Raw genomic sequence first — 20,423 nt, 5'->3', positions numbered from 1 at the left:
GAGGGGAAGGCCACCGACTCACGCGAGCCGTGACAGCTGGACCAGAGTACCCGACCTGGCTGGGCGAGTTGAAGAACTGACCGGATCGGCTAACCGTGGCAAAGTATTGTCCGTGAATCCTTCATCCGATATCAGCACCGAAACTTTTGCCGAACTTGATTCCCTGGTGAGGGAATGGACCTACCTGCCAGACATCGCGGAGACCTTGGATATCCAGATCACCAAGGTGCACCGCATGATGGACCAGGGCGAGTTCCTCGAGGTTCGCCGACCCGAGGACGGCATTCGTGTGGTACCCGCCGAATTCCTGGTGAACGGCCAGCCCCTCAACGCGCTGAAGGGCACCATCGCCGTGCTGCGGGACGCTCGTTTCACGGACGCGGAAGCCATCCGTTGGCTGTTCACCGCGGACGAGTCCTTGCCCGGCCGTCCGGTGGACGCGCTGCGCGATGGCCGCAAAACCGAGGTACGACGCCGCGCTCAAGCCCTGGGCTGGTAGGCCTACCGGCTACGTCGCACCGCGGCATCCGCGAGTGCGCGTAAACCGGCGCGGGCCACCTCGTTCGTCGGGAGTGTGGAGAGTTGGTGGTCCGCGGTGGCCACCAATTCACTCATCAGATCTTCAACGTGCCCGAGTGCGCCACTGTTCGTCATGAGCGTGCGGGCGCGCTGAATGTCGGCCTCACTCAGGTCGCTGCGCCCAAGAGCCGAATCCAACCAATCGAGGTCCTCCGCGACAGCGCCCTTGGCGCACAGGGCCACGAGTGCCGTGCGTTTGCCCTCGCGGATGTCGTCTCCGGCGGGTTTGCCCGTGGTCTCGGGATCACCGAAGACCCCGAGCACATCGTCTCGGAGCTGGAACGCTTCACCCACCGGGAGCGCGAAGGCCGAGCAGTGCGCCAGGAATTCCTCGTCCGCCCCGGCCAATCCCGCACCGATCCGCACCGGGTGTTCCACCGAATACTTCGCGGATTTATAGCGCAGGACGTCCATGGCACGTGTCAATTGCTCGTCGGGGTCGTCAGGAGTGGGAGCCACCTCGGCATGCACATCCAAATACTGGCCGACCATGACCTCGGTACGCATCGTGTCGAAAATAGCTCGGGCCGCCCGTTCGTGCTCGCGGGGTAGTGCGGAGGTGGCCTGAGCGAACAGCTGTTCTGCGAAGGACAAGCTCATGTCCCCCGTGAGGATGGCGGCGCTGGTACCGAAGTGGGCGGCGTCGTCGCGCCACTCGGACCGGTCATGGATCCGCTCGAACTCGCGGTGGACGCTGGGCTGCCCGCGGCGGGTGTCGGAGCGGTCCAGGATGTCGTCGTGGATGAGCGCGGCGGACTGGAATAATTCCAGCGCCGCGGCTGCACGGACGATAGCGGGCTCGAGTGTCGCGCCACCCGCTGCGCGCCAACCCCAATAGCTCAACCGCGCACGCAGCCGCTTGCCGCCGGCCGTGAGACGCTCGATGGAATCCACCAGCTGCGGGGCGTTCGGAGAAATCCGTGCCACGCGGTCCCGTTCCGTCGCAAAGAATTCCGCCAGGAGCTCGTTGAGCGCCCGTGAGAACTGCGCGTCCTCGGTGCCTGCTGTTGGTGCGGGGTTTGGCGTCTCTGTCATACGGCGGGCACCTTATCGTCCGGGCGGTTGGGTTGGTACGGCTTCGAGCGGCTGCTGACTGACTGCTCAAAGCACCGGTCCAGCCTATCGGGAAGCCGAACTGGTCTCTGCGTGTCAGTGCCGATACTTAGGGTGAGGGTGACGGAAGAGAACGTGGTGTTTGTTCTCCAAAACCGTTCGGTCGAGCTGACACGGAGACTTGAGGGGAGGGGGAGCTCGTATGACAGGTGGCGCATCTTCCAGGTCCACGTCTCAGTCGAGCCGTGGCCCCACACCGGAACAGCTGGACAAGTACCGCCGTTGCGCCATCCTGCACGTGGACATGGACATGTTCTACGTGGGGGTCGAACTGTTACGGACGCCTCAACATCGCGGCAAACCGGTCATCGTAGCCGGGCTGGGGGCGCGTTCCGTGGTGCTGTCCGCCTCCTACGAAGCGCGAAAATTCGGCGTGAACTCCGCGATGCCGCTCGTTCAGGCCCGTGCGGCATGTCCTCACGCGGTGGTACTGGAACCGCACCGAGAGGACTACAGCTATTACTCGGGTCTCGTGATGGCCATGTTCCGCGAAATCACCGATCGCGTGGAGCAGCTCAGCGTGGACGAGGCGTTCCTGGACGTCTCCGGTGCGATTCGCCGCCTCGGCCCGCCGGTGGTGATTGCCCGACGCATCAGGGCGGAGATCGAGAGGCGTACCGGCCTGACCGCTTCCGTGGGTGTAGCCGAAACCAAAACCGTGGCGAAGATCGCCTCCGCCCATTGCAAACCCGACGGTCTGCTGATCGTCGAGCCGCAGCACACCCTGGCCTTCCTGGCGCAATTGCCAGTGACCAAACTGTGGGGCGTGGGTAAACGCACCGCTGCTATTCTGCAGGGCGCCGGGCTGACCACGGTCGGGGACATCGCCCAGACACCCGTCAACAGGCTGCGCTCGCTCGTGGGGGACGCCGCGGGGCACCACTTGCATCAACTGGCCAACGGGTACGATCCGCGCGCGGTGACACCGATACGTGAAGAGAAGAGCCTGGGCGCCGAACGCACCTTCGAGAAAGACATCTCGGACACCGCTCAGCTGAAGCGGGTGCTGCTCGGGCTCTCCCACGACACTGCCGCACGGCTACGTCGCCACGGGTTACGGGCGGAACGCGTGGGACTCAAACTGCGGTACGCGGACTTTTCCACGATTTCGCGCTCGCGGACGCTGAACCATCCGATCACATCGGCACATGAGCTGTATACGGAATCAGCAGCCCTTCTCGACCATTTGGGACCCCGAAAGCAGTCAGTAAGGTTGCTGGGAGTTCGCGCTGAAAAATTGGCCGCATCCGATGATGCACTGCAGCTCAGCCTGGACGGTCGCGAAGAGGAATGGGGGGCTGCTGAGCAGGCCATGGACCGAGTCCACAGTCGATTCGGCCCGGGAATGGTCAGGCCCGCAAAGCTCCTCGATCCCACCGTGCCAAACCGGTCCGCAGGGGATATCCTTGATAACACGTGATGATCATTTGGGTTTCGCGGTCATCTTCATCTCTACTCGCAGGAGGAATCGTGCCCCTTTCCGAGCACGAACAGCAACTTCTGGCGCAGCTTGAAAAGCAACTGCACCAAGAAGATCCGCGTTTCGCATCCACCATGCAGCCGGAACCCACCCGTGGGCGTGGTTCCAAGCGCAACGTGGTGCTGGGCGTGGTGATTGCCGTGGTCGGTCTGGGAATTGTCCTCGCCGGTGTGGCCACCAACCTGATCATCCTGGGCGTGCTGGGCTTCGTCGTCATGGGTGTGGGCGTGTACGTGGCCATCATCCCGGCCAAGGGTGAACCGGCTGGCTCCAGCCCCTCAGGGCCCAAGAAGAGCGGAAGCCCCAAGTCCTCGTCCAGCTTCTTGCAGAACCTTGAAGAGAAGTGGGATCAGCGCAACCAGGGCGGCGGCAAGTAGCTCCTCCACACTTCCCCCCACTTTCCTCCCCAGAACTAGTTTTTCGGCTCCTCGGTCAGCGACCGGGGAGTTTTTCTTTGCCCAAAACCGCACGAAAAGCGCGCGAAAGCCTGGAAACACGGGGGAGTGGAGGGGATGCGTTGACGGTGGAGGCAAGTGGAGTAAAGTGGAGGGCGGTAGAGGAACGAGGGTGCAGTAGGACCCCTGAATCAAGGCGGTGGAGATGTTTCTCGGAACATACTCACCGCGTCTTGATGAAAAGGCCCGGCTGATCCTCCCGGCCAAGTTTCGGGCTGAACTGGCGGATGGACTCGTACTGACTCGCGGGCAAGAACGTTGCCTGTACGTGTTCAGTGAAGAGGAATTCGCCCGGGTGCACGAGCAAATGCGCGCGGCACCGTTGTCGTCCAAACAGGCACGGGATTACATCCGAGTTTTTCTGTCCGGCGCCTCGGACGAAGTGCCGGACAAGCAAGGTCGCGTGACCATTCCTGCGGCACTGCGCAGTTACGCCGGGCTCGGTAAGGAGCTTGCCGTGATCGGCGCAGGTAGCCGCGCGGAGATCTGGGACGCGCAGGCATGGCAGCAGTACTTGGAGGAGAAGGAGGCAGCGTTCTCGGACACCGAAGAAGAGGTGATTCCCGGACTGTTCTGATTTCACCGCAGCTCACGCACACCGGATATGAGATCTCCAGCCGCCCACGTCACCGTCCTGACTCGACTTCCCCCGAGTCAGGCCGGATTCGAGAGGCGAGTGGCGGAGGGGGATCTGGTAGCCGGACCGCGGAGGACCACGTACCGTCAACCACGCGGGTGACAGCAACCAGGGCTGACCCCAGACAGATCAGGAGCCCGAATGCGAGACACACCAGCTGAGCAGCGCCACGTACCGGTGCTGCTCGATCGCTGTCTGGACCTCCTTGCTCCCGGTTTCCAAACCGACCACCCGGTGGTCCTGGACGCCACTCTGGGAATGGGCGGGCACAGTGAAGCCATGCTCAATCGCTTCCCGCAGCTCACGGTTGTCGGGATCGACAGGGACCCGCAGGCCCTCGAGCTCGCGGGAAAGCGGCTGGAACCGTTCGGGGAACGGTTCTTGAGCATTCACACCACGTACGACAACATTGCCGACGCCGCTGCGGTCGCCGGTGTGGGCACCGTGGACGGGGTGCTGTTCGATCTGGGTGTCTCTTCTCTCCAACTGGATGAACGAGAACGCGGGTTCGCGTATTCGTTCGACGCACCCCTGGACATGCGCATGGACTCTGAGTCCGAATTCACGGCGGAGACCGTGGTCAATGAGTACAGCGAAGATGAGTTGCGGGCAATATTGCGCAATTGGGGCGAGGAGCGATTCGCCCCGCGCATTGCTCGGGCGATCGTGGCAGCACGCGCGGTGAAGCCCCTCAAAACCACCGGCGAACTCGTGGACGTGGTGAAGTCTGCGGTGCCGATGAGTGTCCAGCACAAGAAGGGGCACCCTGCCAAGCAAACTTTTCAGGCGTTGCGTATTGAAGTTAACGAAGAGCTTGATGTTTTAACCCGTGCAATTCCTGCCGCCTTGGAAACTATTAGGGTCGGGGGGCGTGTCGTCGCCATGAGTTACCACTCACTAGAGGACAAAATCGTGAAGCAGGAATTTGCGCGTGGAGCGCGGTCCACGGCACCCAAGGGATTCCCTGTGGAACTGCCGGAACACCAGCCCACGCTCAAGATTCTGACTCGCGGAGCCGAGCGGCCCAGCGACGAGGAAACCGCAACCAACCCCCGAGCGGCCTCAGCTCGGTTGCGGGCTGTGGAGAAGATTCGCACCACCAGGAAGTCAGGGAGCACACGATGAGCAGCGCGGCTATGACACGACCGGCGCCGTCATCGACCCCCGAAGGGGAAGAATCCTCACAGCAACGGCGCACCCCGTTGTCGGTCGTTCCGCAGCGGGAGGTCCGGCGCAGCCGGGTCTCGACCGTGGTGATGTGTGCGATCGCTCTGGCAGCCGCACTGATGGGCATCCTGTTCCTCAACATTCAAATTTCCTCCGGTCAGTACCGCCTCACCGAGCTCACCATCCAGGAACGAGCACTGTCCCAGGAGAACGAGGCACTCACGCAGGACATCGAAGCCAATGCGGCGCCTCAGAACCTGGCTGCCCGAGCCAATGACCTGGGAATGGTCCAGGCCAAGGACGTGGGAACCGTGACATTGAGCACGGGCGCCGTCACGGCGGCGTCGGGCGTAGCCGAGAAGGGTAACGCTCAGGAGATCCTGGTGCCCCCGGCCAAGATGAAGGGTTCCGAGGCAGCGGAGAACGCTCGCATCGCCGCCGAGGAGCGCGCTGAGAAGCGCGCCAAGGAAGAGGCCGAGAAGAAGGCCGCGGACCGTAAGGCGCAGCAGGAAGCCCAGGAGAAGGAGAACCTCAATGGAGGTTCCATCCCGGCTCCTGCACAGCGCGAGCCCGGCCAGTAAACTTTGCACTTCCGGCAACGGCGCCGGGATCACAGCCGCACCTTCGGAGGTAGCCCGCTACGCTGACTGCTAGGAATTGAGGATTCACCGTGTCATCACCCGCAACCGGAAGCGCGTCCTGGCGACCCCGCTGGACGCGCGCACAGGTCGGCATCGCCCTGTTGCTGGCGTTGTTATTGGTGGTCGCGGGAAAGCTCTTCTGGGTGCAGGGCCTCGACCCCACGGGACGGGCTGAAGCGGCAGCGGAGAGCCGTACCCAAACGGAAGTGATCCCGGCCGTCCGCGGCGACATCAAGGACACCAACGGCGAGGTTCTGGCACGCACCCTGCAGCGTTACGACATCACGGTCGACCAGACCGCCGTGGCAGCCTTTACTCGGGTGAAGGAAGATCAGTCCACGGAACAGGTGACTCCCACCCAGGCGGTGTACGAGATTGCTGACGCACTGAATCTCCCTGACACCGAGGTCAAGAATGCTTTGGACGGGGACAAGACCTTCAATTACGTGGCCCGCGGGGTGACCCCGGAGCAGTACGGCAAGATCCGAGATCTCAACCTGCCCTATGTCTTCGGACAACCGACCTTCCAGCGCAGCTATCCCAACGGTGCCGTGGGTGGGTCCATCGTGGGGTTCTTGGGCGGCGACAACGAGGCTTTGGGGGGCATCGAACAGACCCAGGACGAGAAGTTGCGCGGAACCGACGGTGAACGGCGATACGAAATTTCCGGTGACGGTGTGCGCATTCCTGTGGCCCCGCAGGAATTGCAGGCCCCACAGGACGGTTCTGACGTTCAGCTTTCTATGGACAGTGATGTTCAGTACTTCGCGCAACAGGCCGTGTCGGAACGTGCCGAGGAGCTCAACGCGGAGTGGGGCAGTGCCGTGGTCATGGAGATCAAGTCCGGCAAGGTGCTGGCCATGGCGGATTCCTCCACGGTGGACCCCAACGTGCCCGGTGAGGCAGAGGGCGAGGACTTGGGCGTCCGTTCAGTGACGCATGCCGTGGAGCCCGGGTCCACGCAGAAGATCCTCACCACGGCAGCCGCCATCGACCAGGGCATTGTTGATCCCGATACCGAAATCACGGTGCCCGGACACTTGCAGATCGATTCGGAGAAGATCACCGACGCCTTCGATCACGGCACCCAGAACCGCACGGTGGCCGGCATCATCGCGGACTCCATGAACACGGGCACCGTGATTATGGGCGCCAAGATGGACAAGCAGACTCGCCACGACTACATGTCGAATTTCGGCGTGGGCCAGTCCACGGGCATCGAGCTTCCCGGAGAGACCTCGGGAATCCTGGCTCCCGCCGACGAGTGGGATTTCCGCCAGCAGTTCACCGTTCTGTTCGGCCAGGGTGTCTCGCAGAGCCCGCTGCGCACGGCCTCTATCTTCCAAGCTGTCGCCAATGACGGAGTTCTGATCGAACCGCGGCTCGTGGAGTCCACGGAGGACTCGGAGGGGACGGTCACCACCCCTGAGCAGCCGGAGGGTAAACGTGTGGTTTCTGCAGAAGCCGCGCAGAAGACCATGGACGTCATGGAGACGGTGGTGACCGAAGGCGGTGCCAAGGAAGCAGCGGTTCCCGGCTACCGCGTGGGTGGCAAGACCGGTACCGCGGAGGCGCCCAGTGACCAGGGCGGCTATGACGGTTACACGACCTCGTTCGTGGGAGTGGCACCCATGGAGGATCCCCAGTACCTCGTGGCCGTGACTCTCCAGCGGCCCGAGGGAGATGTCCACACTATTGGCGTCACGGAAACCTTCTCCAAGATCATGGAGCAGGTGTTGCACCACTACAACGTGCCGCCGTCCACCACGGATCCGGTGGAGATTCCCAAGGAAGTGCCGGACAACCTCGATCGCTCCGTGACTCCCTCGAACGCGTTGGAGCAAACGTGGCCTTCACCGGCGAGGGAAGAGTCGCAGGGATAAACTCGCAGCACCAGGTTATTTACCGGTAACTACCGGCCCGGGTGAGTGGGGAACGCTCGCGACAGTTTTTTGAAAAGGATTTCCATGGTTGCATCTGCCGAACAGGGGCCTGACGCACAGTCGGTGCGTCCGTCCCATCCCGTGGCGCATACTGTCGAGCAGTTGGCGGGTCTCACGGGCACGCAGATCGTTGGGTCGCAGGGGGCGCCGGAGGCGTCCGTGACCGGAGTGGTCCTGAATTCTCGCGAGATTCAGCCGGGGGACCTGTATTCGGCGCTTCCCGGTGCGCGCGTGCACGGGGCAAAATTCGCCGCCGACGCCGCTGCGTCCGGTGCCGTGGCGATTCTCACCGATCCCGCGGGGGCGGAGCTCGTGGCCCAGGGGAACGTGGACCTGCCCGTTTTGGTGAGTGACGATCCCAGAGCGTGGACGGGTCGGATCGCGGCCGAGATCTACAACTCTCACCCCGGGGACAACAGCGCCCAGAAGCTTTTCGCCGTGACCGGCACGAACGGCAAGACCACCACCACCTATTTCATTACCTCCATCCTGCGGGCTCTGGGCCATACGACGGGCCTTATCGGCACGATCGAGATCCTGGCCGGGGACACCTCCATCCCGTCCAAATTGACCACCCCAGAAGCCCCGCACGTTCATTCGTTGCTGTCGCTCATGCGCGAGCGAGGAATCGACGCCGCGGCCATGGAGGTCTCCTCCCACGCCCTGGAATTCCACCGCGTGGACGGAGTCCGCTATAACGTTGCCGGGTTCACGAACCTGACTCAGGACCACCTGGATCTGCACGGTTCCATGGAGGCCTATTTCGAGGTCAAGTCCCAACTTTTCACCGCGGAACGGGCCGAGCGCGCCGTCGTCCTGCTGACCGAAGGCGATACCTGGGGCGAGGCGATGGCTCGTCGAGCGAGGGAGAACCTCGGGGCGGATCATGTGACGTCAGTGGCCCTGCGCGGCAATATCGGTGATGACGCGCAGTCCGGTCCCGATCGATCCGGTGCGGACTGGACCCTGAGTTCTCTGACCCGGCGCGGTATCGGCCATGCGTTCACCCTCCAGCACCGTGACGGTCGCAAACTCACGGTCTCCACTGCGCTACCCGGTGATTTCAATGTGGCCAATGCCGCCCTTGCTGTGCTGATGGTGCTCGAATCGGGCGTGGATCTGGACACTCTGCAGTCCGCCCTGGACGAGCACGACCCGTTGACCACGGATGTCCCCGGCCGGATGCAGTTGGTCGGTACACGACCCACCTCCGTCGTGGACTTCGCCCACAATCCGGATGCCATGGCGCGAGCCCTGCAGTCCGTGGAACCCACTGAGGAAGGCGGCCGGACCATCATCGTGTTCGGCGCTACCGGCAGGCGGGACACCAGCAAGCGCCCCATCATGGGCAGGGTGGCCGCCGAGGGGGCAGATATCGTGATCGTCACCGATGACGATCCACACGACGAGGATCCGGCGCCCATTCGGGAGCAGGTCGCCCAGGGGGCACGCGAAGCCCAAGAACGCGGAGCGCGCGCTGCAGAGGTGCACGTGATCGCCCCTCGCGAGGTGGCCATCCACACTGCGGTTCGCATGGCCAGACCGGAGGATTCCATCATCCTGGCCGGACGCGGTCACGAAATTTTCCAAGATCTCAATGGCGTGGCACATCCTCTGGATGATCGCGTGGAGCTCAAGGCGGCGCTGGATGCGCTGCACTCGGGCCGTAAGGAGCACAAATGATTCCCCTGTCCGCAGCTGAGGTGGCTGAAGCCACCGGAGGCCGACTGGTCGGTGTCCAGGATGCTGAGTCCGTGGTAATTTCATCGGTGACCACGGACTCCCGCGAGGTCACTGAGGGGACCTTGTTCGTGGCCAAGCCGGGTGAGGCCACGGACGGGCACAAGTTCGTCCCCCAGGCCGCCCAAGCCGGAGCCGTGCTCAGTTTGCTCGAGCGCGAGGTGACCACCGATGCGGGGGAGACCTATCCCGGTGTGCTGGTGCCCGACGTCGTCGAGGCCATGAGTGCGTTGGCTAGCAACGTGATCGATCGGCTGCGTCAGAAGCATCCGGTGACCGTGGTGGCGGTGACAGGTTCGGTGGGCAAAACCACCACCAAGGACCTGCTGGCCGGCATCTTCGGGTCGCAGGGCCCCACGGTGGCACCTCGAAATTCCTACAACGGTGAGGTGGGCGTGCCGCTCACGGTGTTCATCGCCCAAGATGACACGCGCTACTTCGTGATCGAAATGGGCGCGAATCACCTGGGCAACATCGAATACCTGTGCAACATGGTGCGCCCTGACGTGGGAGCCGTGCTGTGCGTGGGAACAGCGCACGCCGGTGAGTTCGGCGGTGTCGAGAACATCGCGCGCACCAAGGGCGAAATGGTCGAGGGTCTCGCACCGAGCGGCACCGCTGTCCTCAACGACGACGATCCCCGCGTCCGCGAAATGCGCACCCGCACTCAAGCAAACATCGTCTCCTTCGGTCTCGGTGCCCAGGCGCACGTGCCCGAGCACGACGACGATCGAGTTTGGGCCGAAAACGTGACCGTGGGTGCCGACGGCTGCCCCAGTTTCACACTGCACCTGCCCGACGGCTCCTCGCACGTGGTCGAGTCCAAGTTGATCGGCGCGCACCACGTGTCCAACATCCTGGCTGCAGCTTCCATTGCCTTTGCCGCCGGTATCGATCCGCAGGCCATTGCGGCCGGAGTCAACGGCCAGGGTGCCGCGTCGCGCTGGCGGATGGAGCGCACCGAGCGCCCCGACGGCGTGACGGTGATCAATGACGCCTACAACGCCAACCCACAGTCCATGCGTGCAGCGCTCCAGACCCTGGCTCAAATGGGTCGTGGTGACGGTCAGACCGCCCCGCGCCGAACCGTGGCCGTGTTGGGCGGCATGTATGAACTCGGAGACGAATCCGTTGCCGCCCACGATGCCCTGGGCCAACTGCTGGTGCGCATGAACATCTCGCACGTGGTAGCCGTGGGGGACGTGGCCCGCCCCATTTTCACCGCCGCCACGCTTGAAGGTTCCTGGGGGGACGAGGCGCAATGGGTGGCCACCGCGGAGGAAGCAGAGCAATACCTCAAGGGCGCCCTGCAACCCGGGGACATCGTATTGTTCAAGTCCTCCAATGCCGCCGGACTCAACCATTTGGGTGACCGGGTGGCGGCCGAAACCACGGACGGCGCAAGCAACCACAACGACCAGAACAACGGCAAGGGGAACGAGCCGGCATGATTCAGTTGCTCATGGCTTCGGGGCTGGGCCTCGTTTTTTCGATCTTCGGCACCCCGGCGCTGATCAAGTTGTTGGCACGTCGAGGGTACGGCCAGTACATCCGCGACGACGGTCCCACGAGTCACCAGACCAAACGCGGCACGCCCACCATGGGTGGCGTGGCCATCCTGTTGTCCGTGGTGGCCGCCTACCTCGTCACCCATGTGGTCAGTGTCCTCGCCTGGCCGGAGAACGGCGGCATGACTATTTCTGGTCTGCTCGCGCTGGGGCTCATGCTCGGCATGGGGCTGGTCGGCTTCCTGGACGACTACAAGAAGATCGCCAAGAAGCAGAACCTGGGACTCACCGCAGCAGGAAAGATGATCCTGCAGGGCACCATTGGCGTGGCCTTCGCCGTGCTGGTCCTGTTCTTCCCGGACGAGGCCGGTAACACTCCCGCATCCACCGCCATCTCATGGACCAGGGACACCAACGTCGACCTGGCCTTTGCGGGTCCGATCATCGGCGCGATCCTCTTCGTGATCTGGGTGAACCTGATCGCCACGGGCACCACCAACGCGGTGAACCTCACGGACGGCCTGGACGGGCTGGCCACGGGCGCATCCATTTTGGTGTTCAGCGGATACATGCTCATTGCCCTGTGGCAGTCCGGTCATCTGTGCGAGAACGTGGACCAGGCAGCCTGCTACGAGGTCCGCGATCCCATGGATCTGGCTATCGTGGCCGCCGCACTCGTGGGGGCACTGATCGGCTTCCTGTGGTGGAACACTTCACCGGCCAAGATCTTCATGGGCGACACCGGTTCACTGGGACTCGGCGGTGCGCTGGCCGCATTTGCCGTGCTGTCCCGCACCGAATTGCTCCTGATCGTCATTGCAGGCCTGTTCGTGGTCATCACGCTCTCGGTCATCATGCAGGTGGGCTATTTCAAACTCTCCGGTGGTAAACGCATCTTCAAGATGGCACCGCTCCAGCACCACTTCGAGCTCAAGGGCTGGCAAGAGGTCACCATTGTGGTGCGCTTCTGGATCATTGCCGGATTGTTCGTTGCGGCGGCACTGGGCGTGTTCTACGGTGACTGGTTGATTCACAACGGAGGGGCTTTCCCCGGAGCTGAGGCACTTCGATGATTCACGCGAGTAACGACAACCCCGTTCTGGACAACCCGCGACTGACCGCTCTGACCAGTTGGGACGCTGACTGGCGCGGACTGCGAGTGGTCGTGGCCGGGATCGGTGTTTCCGGGTTCGCAGCGGCGGACACACTCATTGAACTGGGCGCGCGCGTGGTCGTTCTGGACGGTAACGACACCGCCCGCAACCGGCAGCGGGCTGACACCCTGCGCATCGTGGGTGCATTGGACGTCAACCTAGGCCAGGAGGCCATGACCTTCGTTCCCGACGTCGCAGGGGACCGCCCCGACCTGGTCGTCACCTCACCCGGTTTCCCGCCCACGCACCCGTTGCTCGTGGCCGCCCGCGAAGAGGGCATCCAGATCTGGGGCGACGTGGAATTGGCATGGCGCGTGCGCGAACGTGAAGGCCGCAAGACCGCCGAATGGGTGTGCATCACCGGCACCAATGGCAAGACGACCACCGTGGGCATGACGGCATCGATGCTCCAGGCTGCCGGCCTCAAAGCGATTGCGGTGGGCAACGTGGGTACCCCCATCCTGGACGCGCTCCGCGATCCCATCGAATATGACGTACTGGCGGTGGAGCTCTCGAGTTTCCAATTGCACTGGACCCATTCCATGGCGCCCCTGGCCTCCGTGGTGCTCAACCTGGCCCAGGATCACGTGGACTGGCACGAGGGTTACGGGAACTACGTGGCGGACAAGTCTCGCGTGTACGAGAACACCAAGGTGGCGTGCGTGTTCAACGCGGAACAGCAAGGCTCCGTGGAACTCGTGGAGGAAGCCGACGTCCTGGAGGGTTGCCGCGCCATCGGCTTCACGACCGGTTCCCCGGACCTGTCCATGGTCGGTGTCGTGGACGACCTTCTGGTGGACAGGGCCTTTGTCGAGGACCGGAGAAACACTGCCGCCGAACTGGGCAACGTGGCCGACACCGGTGCACTGCCCACTCGACACGTGGTGGCCAACGCACTGGCCGCTGCGGCTCTGGCCCGCGCCGCCGGTGTTGCACCGGAGGCCGTGCGCGACGGTCTTCTCGCTTTTCAACCCGGTGACCACCGAATCCAGTTGGTGGCCGAGTCCGACGGCGTTCGCTGGATCAACGATTCCAAGGCCACCAATCCGCACGCCGCCCAGGCTTCACTCTCCGCCTTTGATTCAGTCATCTGGATTGCAGGTGGGCTGTCCAAGGGCGTGACCTACGACCAACTCGTGGAGCGTAACGCTTCTCGACTGCATACGGTGATCCTGATCGGCACGGACAATCAGGCGCTGTTGGATGCCCTGGAGCGCCACGCGCCCGAGGTCCCCGTCGTGGCGACGTCGGGCCCCGACGCCGTGGACCCGGCCGCGGATCCCACGGACGGCCACGCGGCCATGCGCACCGCCGTGCAGCAAGCACGAAAGGTTGCGACGCCGCAGGACACGGTGCTCATGGCCCCGGCAGCGGCGTCCATGGATCAATTTCAGGATTACGCGGACCGCGGCGATGCCTTCATGAACGGCGTGCGAGAAGAACTGGGACTCTAATGGCGAAATCCCCGGGTCGGAGCTTCGACACCCCCCGCAACGGCGCAGTTGCCGAGCACCCCAAGGACTCCCGCGCGACAGCGGTACACCCGGGCACCGGCGTACGCGACGACGATCTGGGAGTGGTTCGGGCCAGCGGCGGGGGGAGCCGTCCCCTGAGCAGCAAACTCCGTCACATGTGGCACCAACTGGTGGATGGGCCGCTCTTCCACTCGTACTGGGCTTTGGCCGGCACGGTCATCATGCTCACGGCGATCGGCATGATGATGGTGCTTTCCGCATCGGCAGTCGAGGCCATTGCCGAGGACAGCTCCGCGTATTTCTTGTTCCAACGGCAGGCCATGTTCGGAGCGGTCGGTTTGATCGCCATGATTGCCCTGTCGTTCGTCCCTGCCTGGCTCTATCGCAAACTCTCGTGGGCTCTCTGGGCCCTTGGCGTGGGCCTGCTGCTTCTCGTGTTCTCGCCACTGGGCGAAGAAGTCAACGGGAACCGCAACTGGCTGAGTCTGGGCGGCCTGACCCTGCAGCCCTCCGAAGCGGCCAAGCTGGCGCTGTGTGTCTGGTTGGCAGCGCAGTTCGCGAAACAGGGTGACGAGGTCACCGACTGGAAGAAAGCTCTGTGGCCGTCTCTCATCGGGTTCCTGGTCCCCACGGGACTGGTGGCAGCCGGCGGTGACATGGGCACTGCCATTGTGTTCGTGCTGATCTACGCCGCCGCGTTGTTCTTCGCGGGTGCTCCGCTCAAGATCTTCGCCGGAGCGGCCGTTGTGGGAATCGTCCTGGGTGTGGGGGCCATCATCACGGCCCCGCACCGTGTCGACCGCATTACCGGCTGGTTGTTCGGCGAATGCGGTGCAACGGATGCCTGTTGGCAGGCCGAGCAAGGGCTCAATGCACTGGCCACCGGTGGCTGGTGGGGCGTGGGGTTGGGCCAGTCCCGGCTCAAGTACAACTACGTCCCAGAGGCCCACAACGACTACATTTTCTCGATCATCGGTGAGGAACTGGGGCTGTTGGGTACCGCCATCATCCTGCTGCTCTTCGCCATCATGGTGATCGCCATGGCACGCATCATCCTGCGAACCCGCAGTATCTTTGTGCGGATCGCCACGGCGTGCGTCGCCACATGGTTGGTGGGCCAGGCGTTCGTGAACCTCGGAATGGTCACGGGACTGCTGCCCGTGATCGGTATTCCGTTGCCGTTCATCAGCTACGGTGGTTCGGCGTTGATGATCAGCCTGGCGGCGGTGGGTGTCGTGATGTCGTTCGCCCGAGTCCCGCGTTCGGTGGAGGTCAGCAAGAATTCCGCGATCCTGGACCGTCAGGAAGCCCACGAGGTCTCCGCTGACGGGGAACCGCGGCGTCGGGGGCCAGAATGGTTGCGACGCATTACTTCGCAGGGTGGAAAGGCACAACATGAGCAGTGAACCGCTGAACAAGGCCGAGGGCTCCGTGAACGTCGTGCTCGCAGGCGGAGGCACAGCCGGGCACGTGAGCCCGTTGCTGGCCATTGCGCACGCGATTGAGGAAGCCGACCCGGCTGCGTCTGTATGCGCGGTGGGAACCGCGTCCGGTATGGAAACTCGCCTGGTCCCCGCCGCTGGTGTGCCACTGGAACTCATTGATCGAGTGCCTCTGCCGCGACGTCCATCGGCAGATCTGCTGCGCCTTCCGGCGCGACTCAACCGAGCGGTTCAACAAGCGGGTCGGATCCTCGATTCGCAAGGTGCTGATGTCGTGGTGGGAGTGGGCGGTTACGTGTGCACGCCCGTCTACCTGGCGGCTGCGCGGCGTCGTATCCCCGTGATCATCCACGAAGCCAATGCGCGCCCAGGGCTCGCCAACCGTGTGGGTGCCCGCTTCGCCTCCGTGGTGGCCACAGCGTTCGCGGACACCCCCCTGAAGGGTGCCGTGCCGGTGGGCATGCCCATGCGCCAGGAAATTGCAGAGCTGGATCGTTCGGCGCTGCGCGCTCAGGCACGCGATGAACTCGGCCTTGACCCTGACCTGCCCACCGTGGTCGTGACGGGCGGTTCCTCCGGAGCGCAGTCGATGAACAGAACCGTGGCGAAAATCGCGCGCGAAGTTGCCGAGCATGGCTACCAGCTTCTGCATGTGACCGGACGCACCAAGGAGGTTCGGACGGACAGCGGCGAACTGCTGCGGGCTCCGGGCTATGTCCAGACTGAGTACGTGGACGGTATGGAAAAGGTCTACGCCGCCGCCGACCTGCTCGTGGCCCGCGCGGGTGCCGCCACGGTGTGTGAGGTGGCCGCGGTGGGGTTGCCCGCGGTGTTCGTGCCCCTGCCCATCGGCAACGGTGAGCAGGCGCTCAATGCCCGCTCCTTGGTGGCCGCCGGGGGAGCGGAACTCGTGAAGGATTCCGAGTTCACCCCGCAGTTCTACCGGGACACGGTAGCTGCTCTCGTCACTGATGCCCCTCGACTGAACCGGATGGCGCAGGCCTCCGCGGCCCACGGTATTCGTGATGCGGCACAGACCATGGCGCAATTGGTTCTGGAACACGCGCAGCGGCACTAAGTTAGTCCCGATCACTCGGAACCCATTACTTCCCACTTCCCGTTCGGAGGAGACACCGTGAACTCCCAGGTCCAGCTCGATCCCCATACGCTGGGGCGCGTCCACTTCATCGGCATGGGCGGGGCAGGCATGTCTGCCGTGGCGAGACTCCTGCTGGCCCGCGGTGTGGACGTGAGCGGTTCCGACGCCAAGGACTCGAAAGGGCTTCGCGAACTCGAGGAACTCGGCGCCACGGTGTTCGTGGGTCAGCAGGCCCAGAACGTGGACGGCGCCGGCACCGTGGTGATCTCCACAGCCATCAAACCCAGCAATCCGGAACTTGCGGCTGCGCGGGAGCGGGGTCTGCGCGTGGTGCACCGGTCCGAGGCCTTGGCCTCCGCGATGCACGGTCGGCGGGTCGTCGCCGTGGCGGGAACTCATGGGAAGACCACCACGAGTTCCATGACCACTGTGGCCTTCCGGGCAGCTGGTCTGGACCCGTCATGGGCCATTGGCGCGTTCGTCGCTGATCTGGGTGCCAACGCGGGCTTTGCCGACGGCGCGTGGTTCGTGGCGGAGGCGGACGAGTCCGACGGTTCTTTCCTGGCTTACCACCCCGAAATCGCGGTGGTCACCAATGTGGAACCGGACCACCTGGACCACTACGGCTCGGCCGAAGAGTTCTTCGCCTCCTTCGATCGCTTCTCGGAAACCGTCCGTCCCGGCGGAACGTTGGTCGCCTGCCTCGATGACCAGGGTTCGCGGAACCTTGCTGAGCGTCGTCGTGCTACCGGTGAAGCGGTCTTGACGTACGGGCTGGATCCTGCCGCGGACGTGGTCATCTCGGGCATCGAGGCGCGGGGCGTTGGTTCGCATTGCACCCTGACGTTCGCCCTGGCAGGGGGAGAGCCCAGCTCTTTGGAATTGGACCTGCTGGTCCCGGGGGCGCACAACATTGCCGACGCCGCCGCGGCCTTCACCGCCGGACTGGCCGCAGGGGCAGAGCCGGAAGCGCTGATCGATGGGCTGGGACAGTTCCACGGCTCGGCACGACGTTTCGATTTAAAGGGAACGGCTCGCGGGGTGCGCGTCTTCGACGATTACGCTCACCACCCCACCGAGGTCCAGGCTGCGCTGAGGGCTGCCCGGGAAGTCGCGGGTGAACACAAGGTGCACGCGATCTTCCAGCCGCACCTGTACTCACGCACCCGGGAGTTTGCGGCCGAGTTCGCTGCAGCTTTGGAGTTGGCCGATCACGCGTACGTTCTGGACGTCTTCGGGGCGCGCGAGGAGCCGATGCCGGGCATCACCGGGGCAACCATTGCGGACCTGGCGCCGTCCGGTCGAGTGGTGTCCACGCCGGAGGCCGAAGAGGCCATTGGTGCGGTCCTGCAGTCCGCGGGCGAGGGTGACCTGATTCTGACCGTGGGTGCCGGCGACATCACCGCGCTCGGTCCCAAGATCGTGGACGGGTTGGCGCTCAACTAATGGTCAGGCCCACACCACCGCATCAACCGCGCCTGGGCTGGGACCCTGATTCCGAGGATCCCCAGCGGCACGAACCCCACGAGGACGGCGCGTTCGACGACGCCGACCACAATGGTTTCGACGACACCGGTGACAACGACCCGGTGCGCGTCCGTGTTAATGACGAGTCCAAGGTTTCGCGCGTCGACACTGGCCAGTTGCAAGAAACTCCGCTTCCGGGCGGGCGGTTCTCCTCGTGGCGGCAGCGTCGCAAAGCCGCCAAGGCTGAATCTTCGGAAAACGACACCGAGCAGGACCCGGACGATCCGGACACGGTGGTTGCGTTTCCTCGCAGTTCCCATCGCCGACGCCGCCGCAAGCGATTGCTCGCGCTACTCACCGCATTGCTCCTTGCGGCCTTGTTCGTGGGTATCGTGTTCTTCTCGCCCCTGTTCGCCACTCGATCGATCGACGTGGAGGGTGCGCGGCTGACGGACCCCCAGAATGTGGAGCAAGCTCTGCAACGCTTCGAGGGCGTTCCTCTGACTCGGATCTCCAAGGAGGAGGTCCGCGCCGCGGTGGGCGATGTGCCGCAGGTGAAATCAGTGGACGTGGTCCTGGAACCCCCGCACACCATCACCGTGCAGCTGCACGAGCGAGTGGGCGTTGCCACGGTGCAGGAGGGGCAGGACATGATCCTCGTCGACTCCCAGGGCCAGCAGCTGGCGAGCTACGGGGAGGGCGACCGACCCGACGTGCCCATGATCGAGGGCGGCAGAGACGTGCTGAGCACCAACAAGTTCGCAGCCATCTCCGAAGTTCTTGCGGCGCTACCCGCCAGTGTTCTGACACAACTCGACAGCGCCTCGGCGCCATCCGAATCATCGGTCGAGCTCACTTTCGTGGACGGGCGCAAAGCGATCTGGGGGGATTCCTCGGACAGTGAATTGAAGGCTCAGGTGTTGGCCGCTCTCGCGAGTGACGAGGAAACAGCTGGCGGTAGCGAATACGACGTTTCCGCGCCCCTTCACCCGACGATCAAATAACTCTGGAATTACGCCATATCTTAGCTTCAAGCTCACGTTGAAGGTAGGTCATCCCCTCTGTGATCAGGGGCAACAGCGACTCATCAGGAAACACAAGCGGTCGTGATATGGAGAACCCGCTGGTGATTGGTACTCTAAGGTCGACATGAAATGCGACATAACCGTTCGCGCATAAATCGCTCAAGTCTCAAGTAATTCTTGAACTTACTGGATTGGCGGAACGGGTGTCGGTAAGCCCCACGCGAGTTAGGTGCATATGGACTCCTCAACCCCCCAGAACTACTTGGCTGTCATCAAGGTGGTCGGAATCGGCGGCGGCGGTGTCAACGCCGTCAACCGCATGATCGAGGAAGGTCTGCGCGGCGTTGAGTTCATCGCCATCAATACCGATGCTCAAGCACTGCTGATGTCAGACGCTGACGTCAAGCTTGATGTCGGCCGCGAACTGACCCGTGGTCTTGGTGCCGGCGCCAACCCCGATGTCGGACGCCAGGCAGCCGAAGATCACGAAGAAGAAATCCAGGAAGTACTCAAGGGTGCTGACATGGTCTTCGTGACCGCCGGTGAAGGTGGTGGCACCGGTACCGGTGGTGCCCCGGTCGTGGCACGCATCGCTCGCTCCCTGGGCGCGCTGACCATCGGCGTGGTCACCCGTCCGTTCACCTTTGAGGGTCGCCGCCGCTCCAACCAGGCTGAGAACGGCATCGAGACGCTCCGCGACGAGGTCGACACGCTCATCGTGATCCCCAACGATCGCTTGCTCTCCATCTCGGACCGCAACGTGTCCATGCTGGACGCGTTCAAGTCCGCTGACCAGGTTCTGCTGTCCGGTGTCTCCGGCATCACCGACTTGATCACCACCCCGGGTTTGATCAACCTGGACTTCGCGGACGTCAAGTCCGTGATGCAGGGCGCTGGTTCCGCGCTCATGGGCATTGGTTCTGCACAGGGCGAGGATCGCGCCGTCAAGGCCGCGGAACTCGCCATTGCTTCCCCGCTGCTCGAGGCATCCATCGATGGTGCCCACGGCGTGCTGCTGTCCATCCAGGGTGGTTCCGACCTCGGTTTGTTCGAGATCAACGAGGCCGCTCGCTTGGTGCAGGAAGTCGCTCACCCGGAGGCCAACATCATCTTTGGCGCCGTGATCGATGACGCCCTGGGTGACCAAGCTCGCGTGACCGTGATCGCCGCCGGGTTTGACTCCGTCTCGCAGGAAACCAACGCCAATAACTCTTCCCCGGCAGAGCGTCAGGCGGCCAACACCCGTGCCGCATTCGGTGGTGACGCCTCCCGTCCTTCGGGCGTGGGTCGTTCCCCGCAGCGCGGTGGCTCTTCCTACGGCAACAACAACTCGCAGTCCTTCGGCTCACGCCAGTCGCAGGAAGACGACATCCCGGACGACGCCGGCTTCGACGTTGACCTACCCGCCGAGGGCGAGTCCTCGAACTCCTCGTCCAGCTCGTCACGCAAGGATTCCCTGGACTTCCCGGATTTCCTGAAGTGAGTTGAGCGGGCACTG

General features: G+C 63.6%; 17 protein-coding genes. 16 read left to right on the top strand and 1 reads right to left on the bottom strand.

What is annotated here, in order from left to right:
* The first annotated feature begins 106 nt into the window (after nt 1-106).
* A complete protein-coding gene (locus tag ABD283_RS00240) occupies nt 107-499 on the top strand; it encodes an Rv2175c family DNA-binding protein (protein ID WP_344223067.1) in 393 nt (130 codons plus the stop codon).
* A 2-nt stretch (nt 500-501) separates the two neighbouring features.
* Here the strand turns inward: ABD283_RS00240 and ABD283_RS00235 are convergent, their stop codons facing one another.
* Nucleotides 502-1,614, bottom strand: a complete 1,113-nt coding sequence (locus ABD283_RS00235; protein ID WP_344223066.1) for a polyprenyl synthetase family protein — start codon at nt 1,612-1,614, stop codon at nt 502-504.
* A 220-nt stretch (nt 1,615-1,834) separates the two neighbouring features.
* Here ABD283_RS00235 and dinB point away from each other — a divergent pair, with 220 nt between their 5' ends.
* From dinB to ftsZ, 15 genes are all read left to right on the top strand, one after another.
* Complete coding sequence (gene dinB, locus ABD283_RS00230; RefSeq protein WP_344223065.1) at nt 1,835-3,112, top strand: DNA polymerase IV; 1,278 nt, start codon at nt 1,835-1,837, stop codon at nt 3,110-3,112.
* 50 nt (nt 3,113-3,162) lie between these two features.
* Complete coding sequence (locus ABD283_RS00225) at nt 3,163-3,549, top strand: DUF3040 domain-containing protein (protein WP_344223064.1); 387 nt, start codon at nt 3,163-3,165, stop codon at nt 3,547-3,549.
* A gap of 223 nt (nt 3,550-3,772) precedes the next feature.
* The gene (gene mraZ, locus ABD283_RS00220; RefSeq protein ID WP_344223063.1) at nt 3,773-4,204 is read left to right on the top strand and encodes a division/cell wall cluster transcriptional repressor MraZ; all 432 of its coding nucleotides are present in this window, start codon (nt 3,773-3,775) and stop codon (nt 4,202-4,204) included.
* 201 nt (nt 4,205-4,405) lie between these two features.
* Nucleotides 4,406-5,389: a 16S rRNA (cytosine(1402)-N(4))-methyltransferase RsmH gene (rsmH, locus tag ABD283_RS00215; RefSeq protein WP_344223062.1), complete on the top strand. Its 984-nt coding sequence runs from the start codon at nt 4,406-4,408 to the stop codon at nt 5,387-5,389.
* Nucleotides 5,386-6,012, top strand: a complete 627-nt coding sequence (gene ftsL, locus ABD283_RS00210; protein ID WP_344223061.1) for a cell division protein FtsL — start codon at nt 5,386-5,388, stop codon at nt 6,010-6,012. Before rsmH ends, ftsL begins: the two co-directional genes overlap by 4 nt.
* Before the next feature lie 89 nt (nt 6,013-6,101).
* Nucleotides 6,102-7,955 carry a peptidoglycan D,D-transpeptidase FtsI family protein gene (locus tag ABD283_RS00205; RefSeq protein ID WP_344223060.1) on the top strand — a complete coding sequence of 618 codons (1,854 nt, stop codon included), beginning with the start codon at nt 6,102-6,104 and terminating at the stop codon, nt 7,953-7,955.
* 84 nt (nt 7,956-8,039) lie between these two features.
* Nucleotides 8,040-9,698 carry a UDP-N-acetylmuramoyl-L-alanyl-D-glutamate--2,6-diaminopimelate ligase gene (locus ABD283_RS00200; RefSeq protein WP_344223059.1) on the top strand — a complete coding sequence of 553 codons (1,659 nt, stop codon included), beginning with the start codon at nt 8,040-8,042 and terminating at the stop codon, nt 9,696-9,698.
* On the top strand, nt 9,695-11,206 hold the full coding sequence (locus ABD283_RS00195; RefSeq protein WP_344223058.1) for a UDP-N-acetylmuramoyl-tripeptide--D-alanyl-D-alanine ligase: 1,512 nt from the start codon (nt 9,695-9,697) through the stop codon (nt 11,204-11,206). The genes ABD283_RS00200 and ABD283_RS00195 overlap by 4 nt, the downstream gene beginning before the upstream one ends.
* Nucleotides 11,203-12,336, top strand: coding sequence for a phospho-N-acetylmuramoyl-pentapeptide-transferase (mraY, locus tag ABD283_RS00190; RefSeq protein WP_344223057.1), 1,134 nt, complete (start codon nt 11,203-11,205; stop codon nt 12,334-12,336). The genes ABD283_RS00195 and mraY overlap by 4 nt, the downstream gene beginning before the upstream one ends.
* Entirely contained in the window at nt 12,333-13,871 is a 1,539-nt protein-coding gene (gene murD, locus ABD283_RS00185; protein WP_344223056.1) for a UDP-N-acetylmuramoyl-L-alanine--D-glutamate ligase, read from the top strand. The genes mraY and murD overlap by 4 nt, the downstream gene beginning before the upstream one ends.
* Nucleotides 13,871-15,298 carry a putative lipid II flippase FtsW gene (gene ftsW / locus ABD283_RS00180; protein ID WP_344223055.1) on the top strand — a complete coding sequence of 476 codons (1,428 nt, stop codon included), beginning with the start codon at nt 13,871-13,873 and terminating at the stop codon, nt 15,296-15,298. The genes murD and ftsW overlap by 1 nt, the downstream gene beginning before the upstream one ends.
* Nucleotides 15,288-16,412, top strand: a complete 1,125-nt coding sequence (gene murG / locus ABD283_RS00175) for an undecaprenyldiphospho-muramoylpentapeptide beta-N-acetylglucosaminyltransferase (protein ID WP_344223054.1) — start codon at nt 15,288-15,290, stop codon at nt 16,410-16,412. The genes ftsW and murG overlap by 11 nt, the downstream gene beginning before the upstream one ends.
* 57 nt (nt 16,413-16,469) lie before the next feature.
* A complete protein-coding gene (murC, locus tag ABD283_RS00170) occupies nt 16,470-17,879 on the top strand; it encodes a UDP-N-acetylmuramate--L-alanine ligase (RefSeq protein ID WP_344223053.1) in 1,410 nt (469 codons plus the stop codon).
* The gene (locus tag ABD283_RS00165) at nt 17,879-18,904 is read left to right on the top strand and encodes a cell division protein FtsQ/DivIB (RefSeq protein ID WP_344223052.1); all 1,026 of its coding nucleotides are present in this window, start codon (nt 17,879-17,881) and stop codon (nt 18,902-18,904) included. Before murC ends, ABD283_RS00165 begins: the two co-directional genes overlap by 1 nt.
* A 256-nt stretch (nt 18,905-19,160) precedes the next feature.
* Nucleotides 19,161-20,408 (top strand): cell division protein FtsZ, encoded by a 1,248-nt coding sequence (gene ftsZ / locus ABD283_RS00160; protein WP_344223051.1) that lies wholly within the window; start codon nt 19,161-19,163, stop codon nt 20,406-20,408.
* The last annotated feature ends 15 nt before the right edge of the window (nt 20,409-20,423 follow it).

Origin of the sequence: Kocuria atrinae, assembly GCF_039531425.1 — a bacterium.
Classification (GTDB): Bacteria; Actinomycetota; Actinomycetes; order Actinomycetales; family Micrococcaceae; genus Kocuria; species Kocuria atrinae.
Note: the sequence above shows the minus strand (reverse complement) of the source record. Positions and strands in the feature narration are given on the sequence as shown.